The sequence below is a fragment of the Noviherbaspirillum soli genome (assembly GCF_015352955.1).
In the GTDB taxonomy this organism is placed as follows: Bacteria; Pseudomonadota; Gammaproteobacteria; order Burkholderiales; family Burkholderiaceae_D; genus Noviherbaspirillum_A; species Noviherbaspirillum_A soli.
Genome location: NZ_JACYOX010000023.1, coordinates 22,383 through 42,390, shown reverse-complemented (window position 1 = coordinate 42,390; position 20,008 = coordinate 22,383). Strand labels below are relative to the sequence as shown.

18 protein-coding genes are annotated in these 20,008 nt (G+C 64.4%); 17 read left to right on the top strand and 1 reads right to left on the bottom strand.

Features of this window, described 5'->3' with window-relative positions; all coding sequences use genetic code 11:
* Positions 1 to 2: 2 nt before the first annotated feature.
* On the bottom strand, positions 3 to 719 hold the full coding sequence (locus tag IGW04_RS16080; RefSeq protein WP_194714102.1) for a hemerythrin domain-containing protein: 717 nt from the start codon (positions 717 to 719) through the stop codon (positions 3 to 5).
* Between the two features lie 620 nt (positions 720 to 1,339).
* On the opposite strand from IGW04_RS16080, the gene mraZ reads away from it, so the two are divergent.
* The 17 genes from mraZ (at position 1,340) to lpxC (ending at position 20,004) form a co-directional block, all read left to right on the top strand.
* Positions 1,340 to 1,768 (top strand): division/cell wall cluster transcriptional repressor MraZ, encoded by a 429-nt coding sequence (mraZ, locus tag IGW04_RS16075; protein WP_194714101.1) that lies wholly within the window; start codon positions 1,340 to 1,342, stop codon positions 1,766 to 1,768.
* Between the two features lie 6 nt (positions 1,769 to 1,774).
* On the top strand, positions 1,775 to 2,752 hold the full coding sequence (gene rsmH / locus IGW04_RS16070; RefSeq protein WP_194714100.1) for a 16S rRNA (cytosine(1402)-N(4))-methyltransferase RsmH: 978 nt from the start codon (positions 1,775 to 1,777) through the stop codon (positions 2,750 to 2,752).
* Complete coding sequence (gene ftsL, locus IGW04_RS16065; protein WP_194714099.1) at positions 2,749 to 3,021, top strand: cell division protein FtsL; 273 nt, start codon at positions 2,749 to 2,751, stop codon at positions 3,019 to 3,021. Before rsmH ends, ftsL begins: the two co-directional genes overlap by 4 nt.
* Positions 3,018 to 4,787 (top strand): peptidoglycan D,D-transpeptidase FtsI family protein, encoded by a 1,770-nt coding sequence (locus tag IGW04_RS16060; protein ID WP_407672132.1) that lies wholly within the window; start codon positions 3,018 to 3,020, stop codon positions 4,785 to 4,787. The genes ftsL and IGW04_RS16060 overlap by 4 nt, the downstream gene beginning before the upstream one ends.
* Positions 4,787 to 6,322: a UDP-N-acetylmuramoyl-L-alanyl-D-glutamate--2,6-diaminopimelate ligase gene (locus tag IGW04_RS16055; protein WP_194714097.1), complete on the top strand. Its 1,536-nt coding sequence runs from the start codon at positions 4,787 to 4,789 to the stop codon at positions 6,320 to 6,322. The genes IGW04_RS16060 and IGW04_RS16055 overlap by 1 nt, the downstream gene beginning before the upstream one ends.
* The gene (locus IGW04_RS16050; protein ID WP_194714152.1) at positions 6,322 to 7,698 is read left to right on the top strand and encodes a UDP-N-acetylmuramoyl-tripeptide--D-alanyl-D-alanine ligase; all 1,377 of its coding nucleotides are present in this window, start codon (positions 6,322 to 6,324) and stop codon (positions 7,696 to 7,698) included. The genes IGW04_RS16055 and IGW04_RS16050 overlap by 1 nt, the downstream gene beginning before the upstream one ends.
* Before the next feature lies 1 nt (position 7,699).
* Positions 7,700 to 8,869: a phospho-N-acetylmuramoyl-pentapeptide-transferase gene (gene mraY, locus IGW04_RS16045; RefSeq protein ID WP_194714096.1), complete on the top strand. Its 1,170-nt coding sequence runs from the start codon at positions 7,700 to 7,702 to the stop codon at positions 8,867 to 8,869.
* The gene (gene murD, locus IGW04_RS16040; protein ID WP_194714095.1) at positions 8,869 to 10,359 is read left to right on the top strand and encodes a UDP-N-acetylmuramoyl-L-alanine--D-glutamate ligase; all 1,491 of its coding nucleotides are present in this window, start codon (positions 8,869 to 8,871) and stop codon (positions 10,357 to 10,359) included. Before mraY ends, murD begins: the two co-directional genes overlap by 1 nt.
* Positions 10,356 to 11,558, top strand: coding sequence for a putative lipid II flippase FtsW (gene ftsW / locus IGW04_RS16035; protein ID WP_194714094.1), 1,203 nt, complete (start codon positions 10,356 to 10,358; stop codon positions 11,556 to 11,558). The genes murD and ftsW overlap by 4 nt, the downstream gene beginning before the upstream one ends.
* Positions 11,555 to 12,646 carry an undecaprenyldiphospho-muramoylpentapeptide beta-N-acetylglucosaminyltransferase gene (murG, locus tag IGW04_RS16030; RefSeq protein ID WP_194714093.1) on the top strand — a complete coding sequence of 364 codons (1,092 nt, stop codon included), beginning with the start codon at positions 11,555 to 11,557 and terminating at the stop codon, positions 12,644 to 12,646. The genes ftsW and murG overlap by 4 nt, the downstream gene beginning before the upstream one ends.
* Positions 12,643 to 14,040 carry a UDP-N-acetylmuramate--L-alanine ligase gene (gene murC, locus IGW04_RS16025; RefSeq protein ID WP_194714092.1) on the top strand — a complete coding sequence of 466 codons (1,398 nt, stop codon included), beginning with the start codon at positions 12,643 to 12,645 and terminating at the stop codon, positions 14,038 to 14,040. Before murG ends, murC begins: the two co-directional genes overlap by 4 nt.
* Entirely contained in the window at positions 14,037 to 15,038 is a 1,002-nt protein-coding gene (locus IGW04_RS16020) for a D-alanine--D-alanine ligase (protein WP_194714091.1), read from the top strand. The genes murC and IGW04_RS16020 overlap by 4 nt, the downstream gene beginning before the upstream one ends.
* Before the next feature lie 8 nt (positions 15,039 to 15,046).
* The gene (locus tag IGW04_RS16015; protein WP_194714090.1) at positions 15,047 to 15,814 is read left to right on the top strand and encodes a cell division protein FtsQ/DivIB; all 768 of its coding nucleotides are present in this window, start codon (positions 15,047 to 15,049) and stop codon (positions 15,812 to 15,814) included.
* A gap of 10 nt (positions 15,815 to 15,824) precedes the next feature.
* Entirely contained in the window at positions 15,825 to 17,057 is a 1,233-nt protein-coding gene (gene ftsA, locus IGW04_RS16010; protein ID WP_194714089.1) for a cell division protein FtsA, read from the top strand.
* Between the two features lie 101 nt (positions 17,058 to 17,158).
* Positions 17,159 to 18,343 carry a cell division protein FtsZ gene (ftsZ, locus tag IGW04_RS16005; RefSeq protein WP_194714088.1) on the top strand — a complete coding sequence of 395 codons (1,185 nt, stop codon included), beginning with the start codon at positions 17,159 to 17,161 and terminating at the stop codon, positions 18,341 to 18,343.
* A 121-nt stretch (positions 18,344 to 18,464) separates the two neighbouring features.
* Positions 18,465 to 18,971, top strand: a complete 507-nt coding sequence (locus IGW04_RS16000) for a peroxiredoxin (RefSeq protein ID WP_194714087.1) — start codon at positions 18,465 to 18,467, stop codon at positions 18,969 to 18,971.
* Between the two features lie 97 nt (positions 18,972 to 19,068).
* Positions 19,069 to 20,004 (top strand): UDP-3-O-acyl-N-acetylglucosamine deacetylase, encoded by a 936-nt coding sequence (gene lpxC, locus IGW04_RS15995; RefSeq protein ID WP_194714086.1) that lies wholly within the window; start codon positions 19,069 to 19,071, stop codon positions 20,002 to 20,004.
* Positions 20,005 to 20,008: the final 4 nt, after the last annotated feature.

Below are 20,008 nucleotides of genomic sequence, written 5' to 3'. Positions count from 1 at the left end.
GCTCAGGCTGCCATCGGGACCGGGGCCAGCGTCGCCGCCAGCCGGTTCCAATCGTCTGGTGCCAGGCTGTGCCGGGCGAGATCGAGCATTGCTTCGAATGCGGCAGGCGGCGCCTCGGCGCGCATGCCTGCCATCAGCCGCTCCCGTTCGGCCGGACTGGAACCGATCAGGATCCAGCGGGTAGACGTCGCCATTTCCAGCGGCGTCAGGGCGGCCAGGATATCGTGGTGCAGCGCCATCAGTTCCTGGTCGCTGTAGCAGGCCTGCAGCACCGCGTTGTTGGCGTTTTCCTCGGTATCCATATGCAACAGGTTCTCGCCGACGAAGATGGCCAGTTCCCGCTGCAGCCTGCTCCAGACTGCCGGCCTGTCTTCCGGCGCGCCCTGTTCCAGCGCCTCGCCGGCTGCCATGATAGAAGCCACCGTGCGGGCGTGGTGGAGGTGGTCTTCTGCCGTGCCGGCGGAGGAGCCGGGCTGACGCCGTTCCATGGCTGCATGCACAAAGCGGTCTTCATGCGCAATATGGTCGCTGCAGAATTCGAGCATGTCCCGTAGCTGCTTCATGGCACCGGCAATTGCTTGTCTGTCTTCGATATCGAGCGTGGCGACGCGGGCAAGGGTGTTGCACAGAAAAGCGCGCACCGCCTTGTGTATGCCCGCATAGATGTTGAATCGCTGCGCGGCTACGTTACTTTCCATCTTGAAATATTCGGTTGGCATTTGGGTCTCCATGGGTTCGGTGGTTGTCAAGCCGTGTCATGCACGGATGAAGTCCATGGTAGGCGTCGAAAGAACGATCGTTTGCTAAAACTTCCTTCAGCAAATCTTAAAAAAATCCTAAGGCAAACCCCAGACGCAATGATGCGCAATTCACATGACTAATGGTTAAAAAGGCATGTGTCAGGAAAATGTCCTGTAGGAGCGTAGCGTTGAATAAAAGCAACAATTCCGCTTAAAAATCTTGGCTAACTGCACACATTTGGTGCTAAAAAACGGCATTTTTGTTGAATTTCGTAAATGTACTTATGGAAACTGTTTCAATCAGAAAACAGTAAAACACATGTGTATACATAAGAAGATTCTTTGATTAAATGAGATAAGCTATTGATTCTTATATTATTTTGATTTTAAGCAGTTCTTGAGCGAAATCCGCTAAGTCCTTGACTTAATTGGAGAAAATGCAGCGACGTCGTCGGATATTCCTTGACCGCAAATAGAGCATCCTCTAAAGTGGGCGGCAGTGTGAAAAAGTGTATTTTTGTGGGTGATTTTCGATGTGCAGGACCCGGGCATGAAACATTGCGGCGCAGGCCGAAAACGAAAAAACAAAGGAATCCAGGGTGTTTCAAGGCGCGTCTGCACTAACTCTCGATGCGAAGGGCAGGATGACTATTCCTTCCAAGCATCGTGACGCGCTTGCAGTGCAATGCGAAGGAAGGGTCACGCTGACCAAGCATCCGCACGGCTGCCTGCTGTTCTTTCCGCGTCCGGTATGGGAAATCCACCGTGAGCAGATTGCAGCATGGCCAATGTCCGCACGAGCCTGGCAACGGATTTTTTTGGGCAACGCGTCGGATGTCGAAATGGATACCGCCGGCCGCATATTGATTGCGCCGGAACTGCGCAGCGCGGTAGGGCTGTCGCGGGAGGTGATGATGCTCGGCATGGGCAGTCATTTCGAGATCTGGGATGCGGCCAAACTCGCTGAAAGCGAGGCGCAGGCGGTGGCGGACGGCATGCCTGATGTATTGAACAATTTTTCCTTCTAGCCCGTGATGACTGAGAACACGGTGCCAGGGTTGCAGCACCGTACGGTGCTGTTGGAAGAGGCGGTCGATGCACTGGCGATCGAAGGCGCGCGCGCGGATGGCATCTTTGTGGACGGCACATTTGGCCGTGGCGGGCATAGCCGCCGGATACTTGAACGACTGGGCGCGAAGGGCCGCCTGATTGCATTCGACAAGGATCCGCAGGCGATTGCCGTGGCCCACGCGCTGATGCGGTCCGACAGCCGATTTGAAGTGGTGCATGACAGCTTTGCCACGATCAGCGAGGCGCTGCGGGAACGCGGCATCGAGCAGGTCGACGGCATATTGCTGGACTTGGGAATTTCCTCGCCGCAGGTCGACGATGCGGCGCGGGGATTCAGTTTTCGGATGGACGGTCCGCTTGACATGCGCATGGACACGACCCGCGGCGTCTCGGCGGCCCAGTGGCTGGCAACGGCGGATCAGCAATTGATTGAAAAGGTGATACGGGATTATGGGGAAGAACGGTTTGCTTTTCAGATTGCAAAGGCGATTGTTGCTGGCCGGTCAGTCGCGCCAATTTCAAGCACACGACAGCTTGCCGAGATCGTGGCACGCGCCGTCAAGACCCGCGAGAAAGGCAAGGACCCGGCAACTCGCACCTTTCAGGCTATCCGGATTTTCATCAATCGGGAGCTTGAAGAGCTCGAAATAGGCTTGCGCGGCGCATTTGACCGGCTGGCTCCGAACGGAAGGATGGCTGTGATCAGCTTTCATTCGCTGGAAGACCGCATGGTCAAGCAATTCCTTGCCGCCCGTGCCAATGCGCCACAACCCGACCGTCGCCTGCCTATCCGAGCCGTGGACCTGCCGCAGCCGGAAATGAAGCTGCTTGCCAAGATGAAGCCGTCCGCCACCGAAATCGCCGACAATCCACGCGCCCGTTCCGCAGTGATGCGCGTCGCCCTGCGTCTTGCGCAGCAACCCGCCGGGAGCCGCCAGTGAGCGCCCGGCTGTGCATCGTGCTGACCGCGCTGCTTGCCGGAAGCGCCTTGTCGCTGGTCAACGCGCAATACCAGGCGCGTCGCCTGTTCATCGAGATCGAGCGGGCGCAGACCGTCGCCCGCCAGCTCGAAGTCGAATGGTCGCAACTGCAGCTCGACCAATCCACGCTGGGCAAGCATGCCCGCATTGAAGCCAATGCACGGCGCGATCTCAATATGGTGCCGCTGACTCCCGCACGCACGCAATACATTACCGGAGAGGCCAGATAATGCGCGCCGCTTCCCGCCCCAACTCGCGCCGCGCCACTGCACGCGGCGTTCCCTTTTCTGCCAGTCCGCTGCTCGCGGTGAAGCTGCCGCCGTGGCGTTCGCGCCTGGTGCTGTTCATGATGTTCGCGGCATTCCTGGCGCTGGCCGGCCGCGCGCTGTGGCTGCAGGGACTGTCCACCGAATTCCTGCAGAAGCAGGGCGAGGCGCGTTACGCCCGGACGCTGGAACTGCCGGCAACGCGCGGCAGGATCACAGACCGCAATGGCGAAGTGCTCGCCTCCTCGGTGCCGGTCAAGGCGGTATGGGCCATCCCCGATGACGTGCTGGAAGCGCCGGCGGAAAAGCTGCACGCGCTGGCCGGCCTGCTGGAAATGCCCGAAGCCGAACTGCGCAAGAAGCTCGACTCGGACCGCAACTTCGTCTATCTGAAGCGCCAGGTCGAGCAGGAAACCGTGGACAAGGTGCTGAAGCTGGGCATTGCCGGCATCGAGACCCGCAAGGAATACAAGCGCTTCTATCCGCAGGGCGAGGTCATGGCCCATGTGGTCGGCTTCACCAATGTGGAAGATGCTGGCCAGGACGGCATGGAGCTGGGCATGCAGAAGACCCTGGCCGGCGTCACAGGCAGCCGCCGCGTGATCAAGGACCGCCTGGGCCGCATCGTCGAGGACATCGCCGCCGTGCGCGAGCCGCATGACGGCCGCGACCTGGTGCTGTCGCTCGACAGCAAGCTGCAATACATCGCCTTCACACACCTGAAGGAGGCGGTCGAGAAGTTCAAGGCCAAGGCGGGCGGCGTGGTGGTGGTGGACGTCAAGACCGGCGAGGTGCTGGCGCTGGCCAACCTGCCGACCTACAACCCCAACAACCGCTCGATCCTGACCGGCGCGATGCTGCGCAACCGGGTCATCACCGATACCTATGAGCCGGGCTCGACCCTGAAACCGTTCACTATCGCGCTGGCGATGGACACCAAGCGGGTCACCCCGAATACCACGGTGCAGACCGCGCCCGGCAAGCTGACCATCGGCACGGCCACCATCGGCGACGCCCATGCGCATGGCCTGCTGACGGTGTCGCAGGTGATCCAGAAGTCGTCCAACGTCGGCACTGCGAAGATCGCATTGCAGATGCAGCCGCAGGAAATGTGGGAAATGTTCACCACGGTGGGCTTCGGCCAGCAGCCCAAGCTGGGCTTCCCGGGCGCGGTGGCGGGGCGGGTCCGTCCCTACAAGGCCTGGCGGCCGATCGAGCAGGCCACCATGAGCTACGGCCACGGCATTTCGGTGTCGCTGCTGCAGATCGCCCATGCCTATACCATCTTTGCTCGCGACGGCGACCTGATTCCGCTGTCGTTCCAGAAGCTCGGCGCGCCACCGGTAGGCCAGCGCGTGATCACCGAAAAAACGGCGCGCGACATGCGCGCAATGCTGGAAATGGCCGCCGGTCCGGAAGGCACGGCGCCCAAGGCCCAGGTCCCTGGCTACCGCGTGGCCGGCAAGACCGGCACTGCCCACAAGCTGGTGGGCGGCCGCTATGCCAACAAGTATGTATCGTCCTTCGTCGGCTTTGCGCCCGCGTCCGATCCGCGCGTGATCATCGCCGTGATGATCGACGAGCCGACCGGCTCGCATTACGGCGGCGAAGTCGCCGCGCCGGTGTTTTCCAACATCGTCGGCAGCACGCTGCGGGCAATGAATGTCGGCCCCGATTCCACCGTCACCAGCATCATCGTGCCGGCCAATGCGCCCCAGGAGAGCATGTAATGGCGGACGGCACGGTCCGCATCGACGACATCGTGGCCTGGCTGCGATCGGCGGCGCCGTCGGCGCAGCTGACCTCGGACTCGCGCCTGCTCAATGCAGGCGATGTGTTTTTCGCCTATCCCGGCGACAGCGCCGACGGCCGCAACTACATAGCCGCTGCCGTGCAGCGCGGCGCCGCCGCGGTGCTGTACGACGATGGCGACGCCTATGCATGGCCTGCCGCGGCCGATGTGCCGCATTTCGCCGTCCCCGGCCTGAAGCAGCTGGCCGGCGAGATCGCCGGCGCGTGGTATGGCCGGCCGGACAGCCAGATGCGGGTGGTGGCGGTCACAGGCACGAATGGCAAGACCTCCTGCAGCCAGTGGCTGGGCCGCGTGCTGTCGAAGCAGGGCGAGCCGACGCTGGTGGTAGGCACGCTGGGCACCGGCGTCTATCGCAACGGCATGGCCGGCAGCTTCAGCAGCACCGGCTACACCACGCCCGACGCGGTGCTGCTGCAGCGCCGCCTGGCGCAGGCCCGCGCCAGCGGCGCGCGCGCGCTGGCGATCGAGGCGTCGTCCATCGGCCTGGACCAGGGCCGGCTCGGCGGCCTGCATGTCGACATTGCGCTGTTTACCAATTTCACCCGCGATCATCTGGACTATCACGGCGACATGGAGACTTACGAGGCGGCCAAGCGTCGCCTGTTCGACTGGCCGGGACTGCGCCACGCGGTGATCAACCTCGATGACGACATGGGCCAGCGCCTGGTTGCGCATCTGCGCGGCCGCTCCGAAGTCAGCGTCATCGGCTACAGCCTGACCGGCGCCGATGCCGGCGCCGTGCCGGTCCTGCGCGCCAGCGAGATTCGCTCCAGCCAGGGCGGCACCGTGTTTCAGATGAGCACGCCGCAAGGCGCGACCCAGGTTCGCACGCAACTTGTTGGCCAGTTCAATGTCAGTAACGTGCTTGGCATCGCTGGCGTGCTGATGGCGCGCGGCCTGGCGCTGCGCGCCGTGGTCGAACTGCTGGAAGGATTGCAGCCGGTGCCGGGCCGCATGCAGCAGCTCGGCGGCGCCGAAGCGCCGCTGGTGGTCATCGACTATGCGCATACGCCCGATGCGCTGACCAAAACCCTCGCCACCCTGCGCGAGGTCGCCCGGCAACGGCATGGCCGTCTGTGGTGCGTATTCGGCTGCGGCGGCGACCGTGATCCCGGCAAGCGGCCCCAGATGGGTGCGGCCGCCACGGCGGCGGATCACGTGATCGTCACCAGCGACAATCCGCGCGGCGAAAATCCTGCGGACATCATTGAACAGATTATTGAGGGCATGAAGATTTCCAATGCAATGCACAGCGCGCCGCACGTGATTGAAGACCGTGCGGCCGCCATCCTTTACGCAGTCAAGCATGCGTCGCGGGCCGACGTGGTGCTGCTGGCCGGCAAGGGCCATGAAACTTACCAGGAGATCAAGGGACGCAAGCTGCCGTTCCAGGATGCTGACCATGCTGCGCTGTCGCTGGCGGGCCGGGTGACGATGAAGGGCATGCTGTGATCCGGTCTTCCCTGACGCAACTGCAGCCACGCCTGACGTCTGCGCGCCTGACAGCGGCCGCCGCCTTCCAGGACATTTCCACCAACAGCCGGGAAATCAAGCCGGGCAGCCTGTTCGTCGCGCTGCGCGGCGAGCGGTTCGACGCGCATGACTTCCTCGCCGAGGTCGCCGCCAGCGGCGCGGCCGCGGTGCTGGCGGAGAACGTGCCGCAGGCTTATCCGCTGCCGGCGCTACTGGTGCCCGATACCCGCGTCGCCCTGGGCGAAGTGGCTGCCTACTGGCGTCGCCAGTTCGCCATCCCCGTGATCGGCGTCACCGGCAGCAACGGCAAGACCACGGTCAAGGAAATGATCGCGTCCATCCTCGCCGCCGAGTTCGGTTGCGACAACTACCTTGCCACCCGCGGCAACCTGAACAATGACATTGGCGTGCCGCTGACCCTGTTCCGCATGGATGCCGAGCAGAAGGCCGCCGTGATCGAGCTCGGCATGAACCATCCGGGCGAGATCGCGCAGCTGGCCGCCATTGCCCAGCCGACGGTCGCGCTGGTCAATAATGCCCAGCGCGAACACCAGGAATTCATGGCCAGCGTGGAAGCCGTGGCGCAGGAAAACGGCTCGGTGATCAGCGCGCTGCCGGCGGACGGCATCGCGGTGTTCCCGGCCGACGATCCGTACAGCCCGCTGTGGCGCAGCCTGGCCAAGGCCAGCGGCAAGCGCAAGATCCTCACCTTCGGCCTGTCGCTGGATGCCAATGTCAGCTGCACCTATGTGCCCCAGGCTTTCGGCAGCGCGATGACGGTGCGGGTCGGGCAGCGCGAGTTCTCGCTGCGCCTGGCCGCGGCCGGCGCCCACAACGTGCGCAACGCGCTGGCGGCGATCGCCTGCGCGCTCGCCATCGGCATCCACAGGCGCGCCATCGTGCAGGGCCTGGAAAGCTTCGTGCCGGTGAATGGCCGGCTGCAGCACAAGCGCGGACGCAATGGCGCCACCGTGATCGACGACACCTACAATGCCAATCCCGATTCGGTGAAAGCCGCCATCGACGTGCTGGCGCTGGCGCCGGCGCCGCGTGCGCTGGTGCTGGGCGACATGGGCGAAGTCGGCAGCGAAGGCCGCAAGTTTCATGAAGAGATCGGCGCCTATGCCAGCGGCCGCGGCATCGACCATCTGCTGACCCTGGGCGAACTGGCGGCCAGCGCCGCCAACGCGTTCGGCGCGCGCGCCCGTCACCACGACGGCATGGACTCGCTCAACGAGGCGGTTTCCGCGCTGGTGACGCCGCACACGACCGTGCTGGTCAAGGGCTCGCGTTTCATGCGCATGGAGCGGGCAGTGCAGCATCTGGTGGGTGAACCAGTGCGGGAGGCGCACTAGCATGCTGCTTTGGCTGGCTCAATTTTTCCAGGACGAATTTGGTCCGCTGCGGGTATTCAACTTCATCACCTTCCGCGCCGTGTTCGCAACGCTGACCGCGCTCGCCATCGGCCTGTTTTCCGGCCCGGCGGTGATCCGCATGCTGACCCGCATGAAGGTCGGTCAGGCGGTGCGCACCGACGGTCCGCAAACCCATCTGATCAAGTCCGGCACGCCAACCATGGGCGGCGCGCTGATCCTGATCTCCATCGGCATCTCCACGCTGCTGTGGAGCGACTGGAGCAACCGCTTCATCTGGCCGGTGCTGGTCGTGACGCTGGGCTTCGGCGCGATCGGCTGGGTCGATGACTACCGCAAGGTGGTGTACAAGGACCCGAAAGGCATGGCATCGAAGGAGAAGTACTTCTGGCAGTCCCTGATCGGCCTGGGCGCGGCGCTGTATCTAGCCTTTTCGGTCTCGGGCATCTCCAACGCCAATGTGCTGCAGCTGTTCATGGACTGGGTGAAATCCGGCTTCTCGATGGACCTGCCGCCCAAGGCCGACTTCATCGTGCCCTTCTTCAAGACCATCAGCTATCCGCTGGGCGTCTGGGGCTTCATCGCGCTGACCTATTTCGTCATCGTCGGCACCAGCAACGCGGTCAACCTGACCGACGGCCTGGACGGCCTGGCCATCATGCCGACCGTGATGGTGGGCACCGCGCTGGGCCTGTTCGCCTACCTGACCGGCAGCGCGACCTATTCCCGCTACCTGTTCATTCCGCACATACCGGGCGCCGGCGAGCTGATCATCTTCTGCGGCGCCATGGCTGGGGCCGGCCTGGCCTTCCTCTGGTTCAACGCCCATCCGGCGCAAGTGTTCATGGGCGACGTCGGCGCACTGGCTCTGGGCGGCGCGCTGGGCACCATTGCCGTCATCGTGCGCCAGGAAATCGTGCTGTTCATCATGGGCGGCGTGTTCGTGGTGGAAACCCTGTCGGTGATGCTGCAGGTCGGCTACTTCAAATACACCAAGGCCCGCTTCGGCACCGGCCGCCGGGTGCTGCTGATGGCGCCGCTGCATCATCACTATGAACAGAAGGGCTGGAAGGAAACCCAGGTCGTCGTGCGCTTCTGGATCATCACGATGATGCTGGTGCTGTTTGGCCTGTCGACATTGAAGCTGCGCTAATGAACTATCAAGGCAAACAGGTACTGGTGTTGGGGCTCGGTGAATCCGGGCTGGCGATGGCGCTCTGGCTGGGACGCTGCGGCGCCGCCGTGCGCGTGGCCGACACCCGCGAAGCGCCGGAGCGCCTGCAGCAGTTGCGGCAGGCATTGCCTGCGGCCGGCTTCATTGGCGGCGCCTTCAGGCCGGACCTGCTCGACGGCATCGACATCGTCGCGGTCAGTCCGGGCCTGGCGCCGGGCCGCGAACTGGCGCCGCTGCTGGCGCCGGCCGCCGAACGCGGCATCCCGGTCTGGGGCGAAATGGAATTGTTCGCGCAGGCGCTGGACGCACTGCGCGAAGAGCAGGGCTATGCGCCCAAAGTACTGGCCATCACCGGCACCAATGGCAAGACCACGGTCACCAGCCTGACCGGCCTCCTGGTGCAGCGGTCCGGCCTGTCGGCGCAAGTGGCCGGCAATATCAGCCCTTCCGCGCTGGACATGCTGCGCGCGCGGCTCGACGCCGGCGACCTGCCGCAGGTCTGGGTGCTGGAACTGTCGAGCTTCCAGCTGCATGGCTGCGCCAGCCTGCGGCCGGATGCGGCAACCGTGCTCAATGTCACGCAGGACCATCTCGACTGGCATGGCGACATGGCGGCCTATGCCGCCGCCAAGGCAAGGATCTTCGGCGCCGGCACGGTGCGCGTGCTCAATCGCGACGATGCGCTCAGCATGAAGATGGCAGGCAGGGATGCGCCCCTGGTCACCTTTGGCAGCGACCAGCCCGATCAGCCGGACTGCCTCGGCCTGACCCAGGAAAACGGCATGCTGTGGCTGACCCTGGCGGTGGCGGCGGAGGAAGGCGAACGCAAGCGCCGCAAGAAGGACGATGCCGCGCTCCCGGTGCTGCACAAGCAACTGATGCCGGCCGATGCGCTGCAGATCCGCGGCCGCCATAACGCGATGAATGCGCTGGCCGCGCTGGCGCTGTGCCGCGCCATCGGCCTGCCGCTGGCGCCGCTGCTGCACGGCCTGCGCGAGTACCGCGGCGAGCCGCACCGCGTCGAACTGGTGGCCAATGTGGCCGGCGTCGATTATTACGACGACAGCAAGGGCACCAATGTCGGCGCAACCGTGGCCGCGCTCAACGGCCTGGGCGCCGGCCGCGCCGTGCCGCACCTGCTGCTGATCGCCGGCGGCGACGGCAAGGGACAGGATTTCAGCCCGCTGGCAGAGCCGGTGGCGCGCCATGCCCGCATGGTGTTCTTGATCGGCCGCGATGCCGGCGCGATCCGGGCGGCGCTGGCCGACACCGGCGTTGAACTGATCAGCTGCGACACGCTGGAACAGGCGGTGGAGCGTGCTGGCGCGCTGGCGCGGCCGGGTGAAGCCGTCCTGCTGTCGCCAGCCTGCGCCAGCATGGACATGTTCCGCAATTATGCGCACCGGGCCGAAGTCTTTGTCGATGCGGTGCGTGAGCTGGCCCTGGCGCGGGGCGAGGTCATCGCATGAAGTTCGCGCTGCCTTTCTTTTCCCGCGGCACGCCCGCATCCGAGGCGCTGGCCCAGCGGCAGCAGGTCGCCGCCTACGACCAGGTGCTGGTCTGGGTTACCGTGCTGCTGATGCTGTTCGGCATGGTCATGGTGTATTCCGCCTCGATCGCGCTGCCCGATTCGCCCAAGTACGCGTCCTACCAGAACACCCATTTCCTGGTGCGCCAGGCCAGTTTCATCACGGTTGCGCTGATATGCGGCGCACTTGCCTTCAGGGTGCCGATGAAGACCTGGCAGAAACTGGCGCCGTATCTCTTCGTTTTTACCCTGGTGCTGCTGGTGCTGGTGCTGGTGCCCGGCCTGGGCAAGGGCGTCAACGGCGCCAAGCGCTGGCTGTCGTTCAAGGTATTCAACCTGCAGCCTTCCGAACTGATGAAGCTGTTCATGGTGCTGTACGCGGCCGACTACACGGTGCGCAAGCAGCAGCACATGCACCGGTTCACCAAGGGCTTCCTGCCAATGGCGATGGCGGTTGGCTGCGTCGGCCTGCTGCTGCTGCTGGAGCCCGACCTCGGCGCCTTCGGCGTGATCGTCTGCATCGCCATGGGCATCCTGTTCCTGGGCGGCATCAACGGCGTCTGGTTCGGGGGCATCGCTTCCATCCTGGTGGTGGTATTCGGCCTGGTGATCGGCTTGTCGCCCTGGCGGCGCGAGCGCATCTTCGCCTATCTCAATCCCTGGACCGAGGAAAACGCGCTGGGCAAGGCTTACCAGCTGTCGCATTCGCTGATCGCCTTCGGCCGCGGCGAACTGTTCGGCGTCGGCCTTGGCGGCAGCGTGGAAAAGCTGCATTACCTGCCGGAAGCCCATACCGACTTCCTGCTGGCCGTGATCGGCGAGGAACTCGGCTTTGTCGGCGTGCTGGTGGTGGTGGTGATGTTCTACTGGATCATCAAGCGCGCCTTCGAGATCGGCCGCCAGGCCATCGCGATCGACCTGACCTTCGCCGGCCTGACGGCAAAGGGCATAGGCCTCTGGATCGGCGTGCAAACCTTCATCAACATGGGCGTGAACCTGGGCCTGCTGCCGACCAAGGGCCTGACGCTGCCGCTGATGAGCTATGGCGGCTCGGGCGTGCTGATCAACTGCGTCGGCCTGGCCATCCTGCTGCGCATCGATTACGAGAACCGCATCCGCATGCGCGGAGGCCGGCTATGAAGCGCATGAAGCTGATGGTGATGGCTGCCGGCACCGGCGGCCATATCTTCCCGGGCCTGGCGATCGCCGAGACCATGAAGGCGCGCGGCTGGGATGTGTCCTGGCTCGGCACCGCTCGTGGCATGGAGCAGGAACTGGTGCCAAAGCATGGCGTGGCGATGGACAGCATCGACTTTTCCGGCATGCGCGGCAAGGGCCTGATGCATACGCTGTCAGGCGCCTTTCGCCTGAGCGCCAGCTTCGTGTCCTGCCTGCGCATCCTGGCGCGGCGCAACCCCGACGTGGTGCTGGGCATGGGCGGCTATGTCACCGTGCCGGGCGGCCTGATGGCGCGCCTGCGCGGCGTGCCGCTGGTGCTGGTCAATGCCGACGCCGCGCTGCTGCTGTCGAACAAGACCCTGACGCCGGTGGCGCGGCGGGTGCTGTTCGGCTTTCCCGCCGACTTCGGCGCGGCCGCCGGCAAGGCTTCCGTGACCGGCAATCCGGTGCGCCGCGAAATCACCGATCTGCCGCCGCCGGCGCAGCGCTATGCCGGCCGCACCGGTCCGCTGCGCCTCCTGGTGGTGGGCGGCAGCCTGGGTGCAAAGGCGCTCAATGACGCGGTGCCCGCAGCGATGGCGCTGCTGCCGGAGGAAAAGCGGCCGGTGCTGGTGCACCAGTCCGGCAAGCAGCATATCGATGCGCTGCGCCGCGCCTATGCCGAGGCCGGCATCAAGGCCGAAGTGGTGGCCTTCATCGACGACATGCCGGCCCGCTATGCCGAAGCCGACCTGGTGCTGTGCCGCGCCGGCGCGATCACGGTGTCGGAACTGACCGCGGCCGGCGTGGCCAGCGTGCTGGTGCCCTTCGTCGCTTCCACCACCAGCCACCAGCGCGACAACGCGCAGTGGATGGACGGGCAGGGCGCGGCGCTCTATCTGCCGCAGAATGAACTGACGCCGCAGCGGCTGGCCGCGCTGCTGGCGGAAATGCCGCGCGACCGCTGCGCGGCAATGGCCGAGGCGGCATACCGCAACGGCAGGCGCGACGCCAATCAGGCGATTGCGGATATCTTGGAAAAACTGGCGGCAACGCCAATGACAGCATGAAACATAAAGTAAAGAACATCCATTTCGTCGGCATCGGCGGCAGCGGCATGAGCGGCATCGCCGAGGTGCTGCTCAACCTGGGCTATACCGTCTCCGGTTCCGACATCGGCAGCAATGCCGCCACCGAGCGCCTGGCCCAGTTGGGCGCGAAGGTCAGTCGCGGGCATGAAGCCGCCCATATCGAAGGCGCCGACGCGGTGGTCACATCGACCGCGGTGAAAGCCGACAACCCGGAAGTGCTGGCGGCGCGCGCCCGCCGCATCCCCATCGTGCCGCGCGCGATGATGCTGGCCGAACTGATGCGCCTGAAGAATGGCATCGCCATTGCCGGCACCCATGGCAAGACCACCACCACCAGCCTGGTGGCCAGCGTGCTGGCCCAGGGCGGGCTGGACCCGACCTTCGTGATCGGCGGCCGCCTGACCAGCGCAGGCGCCAACGCCAAGCTGGGTTCGGGCGACTTCATCGTGGCCGAGGCCGACGAGTCGGACGCGTCCTTCCTGAACCTGTCTCCGGTGATCGAAGTCATCACCAACATCGATGCCGACCACATGGAGACCTATGACCACAGCTTCGCCAAGCTGAAGCAGGCCTTCATCGAATTCACCAACCGGCTGCCGTTCTACGGCGTGGCCATCCTGTGCCTGGATGATGCCAACGTGCGCGAGATCATGCCCTTCATCTCCAAGCCGGTGCTGACCTATGGCTTCCACCCGGAAGCGCAGGTGCGCGCAGTCGATGCCCGCGCCAGCGATGGCCTGATGCAGTTCACGGTAATCCAGGAAGGCTATGCGCCGATGGACATCAGCCTGAACCAGCCGGGCATGCACAACGTCCAGAATGCCTGCGCCGCCATTGCGATCGCCCGCGAACTGGGCGTGGCGGACAGCGCCACGCAAAAGGCGCTGACCGAATTCAATGGCGTGGGCCGTCGTTTTACCCGCTATGGCGATATCGCGCTGCCCAACGGCACTACCTTTACCCTGGTGGATGACTATGGCCATCATCCGGTGGAAACCGCGGCCACGCTGGCGGCGGCGCGCGGCGCCTATCCGGGCCGGCGCCTGGTATTAGCCTTTCAACCGCATCGCTACACCCGCACCCGCGACCTGTTCGAGGACTTCGTGAAGGTACTGTCTTCCACTGATGCGCTGGTGCTGGCCGAAGTGTATGCAGCCGGCGAGCAGCCCATCGTCGCCGCCGACGGCCGTTCGCTGGCGCATGCCTTGCGCGTGCTGGGCAAGGTCGAGCCGGTGTTCGTCGAGGACATCGCCGACATGCCCGCCACCATCGCCGATGTCGTGAAGGACGGCGATGTGGTCATCACCATGGGCGCCGGTTCCATCTCCGGCGTGCCGGCCCAGCTGGCGCAGCGCGCACGGGAGGCGGCATGACTGGCTTCAACCTGACGCAGGAACTGGGCAAGGTCGGCGTGCTGTACGGCGGCCGCTCGGCCGAACGCGAAGTCTCGCTGATGTCGGGCGCAGGCGTGCTGGCCGCGCTGCGCGCCAGGGGCGTCGACGCGCATGGCTTCGATCCGGCCGAACAGGGCCTGGCGCAACTGGCTGCGCAACAGTTCGACCGCGTCTTCATTGCGCTGCATGGCCGCTACGGCGAGGACGGCACGCTGCAGGGCGCGCTGGAACAGCTCGGCATTCCCTATACCGGATCCGGCGTGATGGCATGCGCGATCTCGATGGACAAGATCATGACCAAGCGCATCTGGCTGTCGCACGGCCTGCCGACGCCGCGTTTCATGGCACTGGACAAGAATGCGAGCGGGGAGCAATTGCAGGGCGTGGCGAAGGAACTCGGGCTGCCGCTGATGCTCAAAGCGCCGCATGAGGGTTCCACCATCGGTATTTCCAAGATCGAATCGCCGGAGGCCATGCGGGCCGGCTTTGACGACTGCGCCCGCTACGACGATACGGTGCTGGCCGAGGCATTCATCCGCGGCCGCGAGCTGACCGTGCCGGTGATGGGCGCCGGCCGCGATGCCCGTGCGCTGCCCGTGGTGGAAATCCGCGCGCCGCAGGGCAACTATGACTATGAGCACAAGTATTTCAGCGACGACACCGAATACCTGTGCCCGGCGCCGCTGGACGACGCGCTGACGACACGCATCCAGGCGCTGGCAGTGCAGGCCTATAACGCGCTGGGCTGCACCGGCTGGGCGCGCGTGGATTTCATGCTGCGCGCCCCGGACGATGAGCCCTTCCTGCTGGAGATCAATGCATCGCCCGGCATGACCGGCCATTCGCTGGTGCCGATGTCGGCCCGCGCCAGCGGCGTCAGCTATGAAGACCTGTGCCTGGAGATCGTCAGATCGGCCAGCCTGGACCTGCAACCCGCGGCCGGCTGGAAGCCGTCCATGGCAAACAAGAGCGAGTGACGGCAAACATGTGGCAAGACATCCGACTGCTCAATGCGACGGCCAATGCGCTGCTTGGCCTGCTTGCGCTTGCGCTGCTCGGATCGGCGCTGTGGTGGCTGGTGCATCGTCCGCTGTTTACGCTGCGCGAGGTGAAGCTGGAAGGGCCGGACCACGGCGCGCTGCAGCATGTCAGCCCCTCGACCGTGCGCGGCACCGCGCTGCCGCGCATCAAGGGCAACTTCTTCACCGCCAACCTGGAAGAAGTACGGGTGGCGTTTGAATCGGTGCCCTGGGTGCGGCGCGCGGCGGTGCGGCGCGAATGGCCCAACAAGCTGGTGGTCGTGATCGACGAGCACAAGCCGCTGGGCACCTGGGGCGAGGACGGCAAGCTGATCTCGGTGGAAGGCGACATCTTCACCGCCAACCTGGCCGAGGCGGAGGAAGAGGGCGACCTGCCCGAGTTCAACGGGCCGGCCGGCTCGGAGCGCGAGGTGGTTGCCCGCTACCGCGACATGATGCAATGGCTGGCGCCGGTGGAACTGAAGCCGGAAGCGGTGGAACTGTCGGGTCGCTATGCATGGACCGTGAAGCTGAGCAATGGCGTCACGGTGGAACTGGGCAGGGAACAAAACAGGGAGACCCTGAAAAACAGGGTAGAGCGGCTGGTGCGGATCTATCCGCAACTGGTGGCACGGTTGCAGGACCGGATCGAAAGCGTGGACATGCGTTACCCGACCGGGCTGGCGCTGAAAGCGTCGGGTCTGACTCTTGCACCCGAAACAAAAAAGAAATAAGCGAAAGAACATGACTAAAGACGCGAAAAACCTGATCGTCGGCCTCGACATCGGCACCTCCAAGGTGGTGGCGGTGGTGGCCGAGGTCATGTCGAATGGACGGCATGAAGTGATCGGACTCGGGCAGCATGAATCGCGTGGCCTGAAGAAGGGTGTGGTCGTCAACATCGAGGCGACGGTCGAATCCATACAGCGCGCGCTGGAGGAAGCCGAGCTGATGGCCGACTGCAAGATCCGCAATGTCTATACCGGCATCGCCGGCAGCCACATCCGCAGCTTCAATTCCAGCGGCATGGTTGCCATCAAGGACAAGGAAGTCACCGCGACCGACGTGGCGCGCGTGATCGAAACCGCGAAGGCGGTCAACATCGCCACCGACCAGCAGCTGCTGCACACGGTGCCGCAGGAATTCATCGTCGACAACCAGGAAGACGTGCGCGAGCCGATAGGCATGAGCGGCATCCGCCTGGAAGTGAAGGTGCATATCGTGACCGGCGCGGTGTCGGCGGTGCAGAACATCGTCAAGTGCGTGCGCCGCTGCGGCCTGGAAGTGTCGGACCTGATCCTGCAGCCGATGGCCTCGGCCGACGCCGTGCTCACGCCCGATGAAAAGGAACTGGGGGTGGTGCTGATCGACATCGGCGGCGGCACCACCGACGTGGCGATCTTCACCGAAGGCGCGATCCGGCACACCGCCGTGATCCCGATCGCCGGCGACCAGATCACCAACGACATCGCGATGGCGTTGCGCACGCCGACCGCGGAAGCCGAAGAGATCAAGCTGCGCTACGGCGTGGCAAAGCAGGTGCTGGCCGATCCTGGCCAGCAGCTGGAAGTGCCTGGGCTGGGTGACCGCGATCCGCGCACCCTGTCGCGCCAGGCGCTGGCCGCGGTGATCGAGCCGCGCGTGGAAGAATTGTTCGCACTGGTGCACCAGGTGGTGCGCGAGTCGGGCTACGAGGAAGTCCTGTCGTCAGGCCTGGTCCTGACCGGAGGCACCTCGATGATGCCGGGCATGGTCGAATTGGCTGAGGACATCTTCCTCAAGCCGGCCCGCCTCGGCATGCCGGAGTACAGCGGCCAGCTGGCCGACGTGGTGCGCAGCCCGCGCTACGCCACCGTGCTGGGCCTGCTGCTCGAGGCAAAGAAGCAATATCTGCGAGGCCATATCGTGACCCGCCAGGAAGGTTCGGTGAAGGCGGTATGGCAGCGCATGAAGGAATGGTTTTTGGGGAATTTTTAATCGGGTTTGCTTTCAACATCAACGGCAGTAGGCAGTCGTTAGTCGTCACGGGCCGTGAGGCCTACTGACTGCACGCTGCAACATCTCAACGAGGAGTCATCATGGAAATCGATATTCTGGACAATACGTCTGACGGCACCGTCATCAAGGTTGTCGGCGTCGGTGGCGCCGGCGGCAATGCAGTGCAACACATGATCAACAAGGGCGTGTCGGGCGTGGAATTCATCTGCGCCAACACCGACGCCCAGGCGCTGAAGGTATCGAAGGCGCACAACGTGATTCAGATCGGCGACACCGGCCTGGGCGCCGGCATGAAGCCCGCCATCGGCCGCCAGCTGGCCGAGGAATCCCGCGGCCGCATCGAGGATGCGCTGCGCGGCGCGCACATGGTCTTCATCGCCGCCGGCATGGGCGGCGGCACCGGCACGGGCGCGGCGCCCGTGGTGGCGCAGATCGCCAAGGAGCAGGGCGCGCTGACGGTGGCCGTGGTCTCCAAGCCGTTCTCCTACGAAGGCCAGAAGTGCATGGACATCGCCAATGAAGGCCTGGAGGCGCTGTCGCAGCATGTCGATTCGCTGATCATCATCCTGAATGAAAAGCTGGAAGAGATCTATGAGGACGACAGCATGATCGAGTGGCTGCAGCATGCCGACGACGTTCTCAACAACGCGGTGGCCGGCATTGCCGAGATCATCAACGTGCCGGGCCATATCAACGTCGACTTCAACGACGTCAAGACCATCATGGGCGAGCAGGGCAAGGCCATGATGGGCACCGCGGTGGCTTCCGGCGTGGACCGCGCCCGCCTGGCCGCGGAACAGGCGGTCGCCTCGCCGCTCTTGGACGGCATCGACCTTTCGGGCGCGCGCGGCGTGCTGGTCAACGTCACCGCCAGCCGCAGCCTGAAGGGCAAGGAAATCAAGGAAGTCATGGCCACCGTGCGCGCATTCGCCGCGCCGGACGCCTCGATCGCGCAGGGCATCGCCTACGACGAGTCGATGGGCGACGACATCCGCGTGACCGTGGTCGCCACCGGCCTGGGCCGCACCCGCAAGACGGTGCAGCTGGTCCAGACCCAGGCGCTGCGCACCGGCACCCATGACGAAGTAATGATGGGCGGCATGGGGCATGCCCATGTCGGCAGCCATGGCGGCGCGGGGATGGACAGCCTGAAGGCGCCGGCGGTATGGCGCAACAAGACGGCATCGGAAACCGTGCGCGCTCTGGAAAAGAACGGCATGGAAACCTACGACATCCCGGCCTTCCTGCGCAAGCAGGCAGACTAAACGTATCGAGTGGCCTGTTCTGCAAGAAGTTGCGGAACGAGGCATACTCCGTGCTTCGCGCCGAGCCCGATATCGGGCTCGGTTTTTTTTCGCATTTTTCCAGCACATCGAAAGGACCATCATGACCATCAAAGTTGGCGACCGCCTGCCTGACGCTACCCTCTCCGAGTTCATCGACGTTGAAACCCAAGGCTGCACCCTCGGCCCCAACAACTTCAAGGTCAGCGACCTGACGCGCGGCAAGAAGATCGCCATCTTCGGCCTGCCGGGCGCCTACACCCCGACCTGCTCGGCCCAGCATGTGCCCGGCTACATTGCCAATGCCGAAGCGCTGAAGGCCAGGGGCGTCGACGAGATCTGGTGCGTGTCGGTCAACGATGCCTTCGTGATGGGCGCCTGGGGCCGCGAGCAGAAGGCCACCGGCATCGTGCGCATGATGGGCGACGGCAGCGCCGAATTCACCAAGGCGATCGGCATGGAATTCGACCTGACCGCGCGCGGCATGGGCGTGCGCTCGCAGCGGTATTCGATGCTGGTCGAAGACGGCGTGGTCAAGCAGCTGAACCTGGAAGCGCCGGGCAAGTTCGAAGTGTCGAACGCGGAAACCCTGCTGGGCCAGCTGGGCTGATGAAACAGGCGCAATGCCTGTGCGCATTGCGCCACAGGGTCCGTGGTATTTGCCCTACCTGGGCGTGATGCCCGGACCCGGTTGTTATAATCGCGCGATGTTAAAACAACGCACCATCAAGCAGTTGGTCAAGACCACCGGCGTCGGCCTGCACTCCGGCACCAAGGTCGAACTCACCCTGCGCCCGGCCGCCGTCGATGCCGGCATCCTGTTTCGCCGCGTCGACTTCGATCCGCCGGTGCTGCTGCCCGCCTCGGCGCTTGCCGTGGGCGACACCCGCATGGCTTCCACGCTGCAGCAGGAAGGCGCCAAGGTCTCGACCGTCGAGCACCTGATGTCGGCCTGCGCGGGCCTCGGCATAGACAATATCTGCATCGACCTGACCGCCGAAGAAATTCCCATCATGGATGGCTCGGCCTCTTCCTTCGTCTTCCTGCTGCAGCAGGCCGGCCTGCACGAACAGGACGCGCCGAAGAAATTCATCCGGGTCAAGAAACCGGTGGAAGTGCGCGAGGGCAGCGGCGCCCAGGAGAAATGGGCCAGGCTCGATCCCTACAATGGTTTCCGGCTGAAGTTCTTCATCGAGTTCAATCATCCGGCGGTGGACAGCACCGGCCAGATCGCCGAGGTCGACTTCAATGTGGAATCCTATGTGCGTGAAGTGGCCCGTGCCCGCACCTTCGGCTTCATGCAGGATGTCGAGACCCTGCGCGGCCTGGGCCTGGCGCGCGGTGGCTCGCTGGAAAATGCCATCGTGATGGATGAATACCGCATCCTCAACCCGGATGGCCTGCGTTATGAGAATGAATTCGTGCGCCACAAGATACTGGATGCGATCGGCGACCTTTACCTGGTCGGCCATCCGCTGCTGGCCAGCTATACCGCCCACAAGTCGGGCCATGGCCTGAACAACCAGTTGCTGCGCGCGCTGCTGGCGCAACCCGATTCCTATGAGCTGGTCAGCTTCCCGAAGCTGGCCGACGCGCCGCCGGCCTATGCCGGGCAGGTGAGCGCCGAGTGGGCGCTCAACTGATCTA

Bases quoted from the DNA above. Each gene is read 5' to 3' on its own strand.
- IGW04_RS16055 (WP_194714097.1), top strand. From the start codon at position 4,787: ATGGCGGACGGCACGGTCCGCATCGACGACATCGTGGCCTGGCTGCGA.
- ftsA (WP_194714089.1), top strand. From the start codon at position 15,825: ATGACTAAAGACGCGAAAAACCTGATCGTCGGCCTCGACATCGGCACC.
- IGW04_RS16000 (WP_194714087.1), top strand. From the start codon at position 18,465: ATGACCATCAAAGTTGGCGACCGCCTGCCTGACGCTACCCTCTCCGAG.
- IGW04_RS16015 (WP_194714090.1), top strand. From the start codon at position 15,047: ATGTGGCAAGACATCCGACTGCTCAATGCGACGGCCAATGCGCTGCTT.
- IGW04_RS16020 (WP_194714091.1), top strand. From the start codon at position 14,037: ATGACTGGCTTCAACCTGACGCAGGAACTGGGCAAGGTCGGCGTGCTG.
- ftsW (WP_194714094.1), top strand. From the start codon at position 10,356: ATGAAGTTCGCGCTGCCTTTCTTTTCCCGCGGCACGCCCGCATCCGAG.
- murC (WP_194714092.1), top strand. From the start codon at position 12,643: ATGAAACATAAAGTAAAGAACATCCATTTCGTCGGCATCGGCGGCAGC.
- murG (WP_194714093.1), top strand. From the start codon at position 11,555: ATGAAGCGCATGAAGCTGATGGTGATGGCTGCCGGCACCGGCGGCCAT.
- rsmH (WP_194714100.1), top strand. From the start codon at position 1,775: ATGACTGAGAACACGGTGCCAGGGTTGCAGCACCGTACGGTGCTGTTG.
- lpxC (WP_194714086.1), top strand. From the start codon at position 19,069: ATGTTAAAACAACGCACCATCAAGCAGTTGGTCAAGACCACCGGCGTC.
- IGW04_RS16080 (WP_194714102.1), bottom strand. From the start codon at position 719: ATGCCAACCGAATATTTCAAGATGGAAAGTAACGTAGCCGCGCAGCGA.
- ftsZ (WP_194714088.1), top strand. From the start codon at position 17,159: ATGGAAATCGATATTCTGGACAATACGTCTGACGGCACCGTCATCAAG.
- mraY (WP_194714096.1), top strand. From the start codon at position 7,700: ATGCTGCTTTGGCTGGCTCAATTTTTCCAGGACGAATTTGGTCCGCTG.
- murD (WP_194714095.1), top strand. From the start codon at position 8,869: ATGAACTATCAAGGCAAACAGGTACTGGTGTTGGGGCTCGGTGAATCC.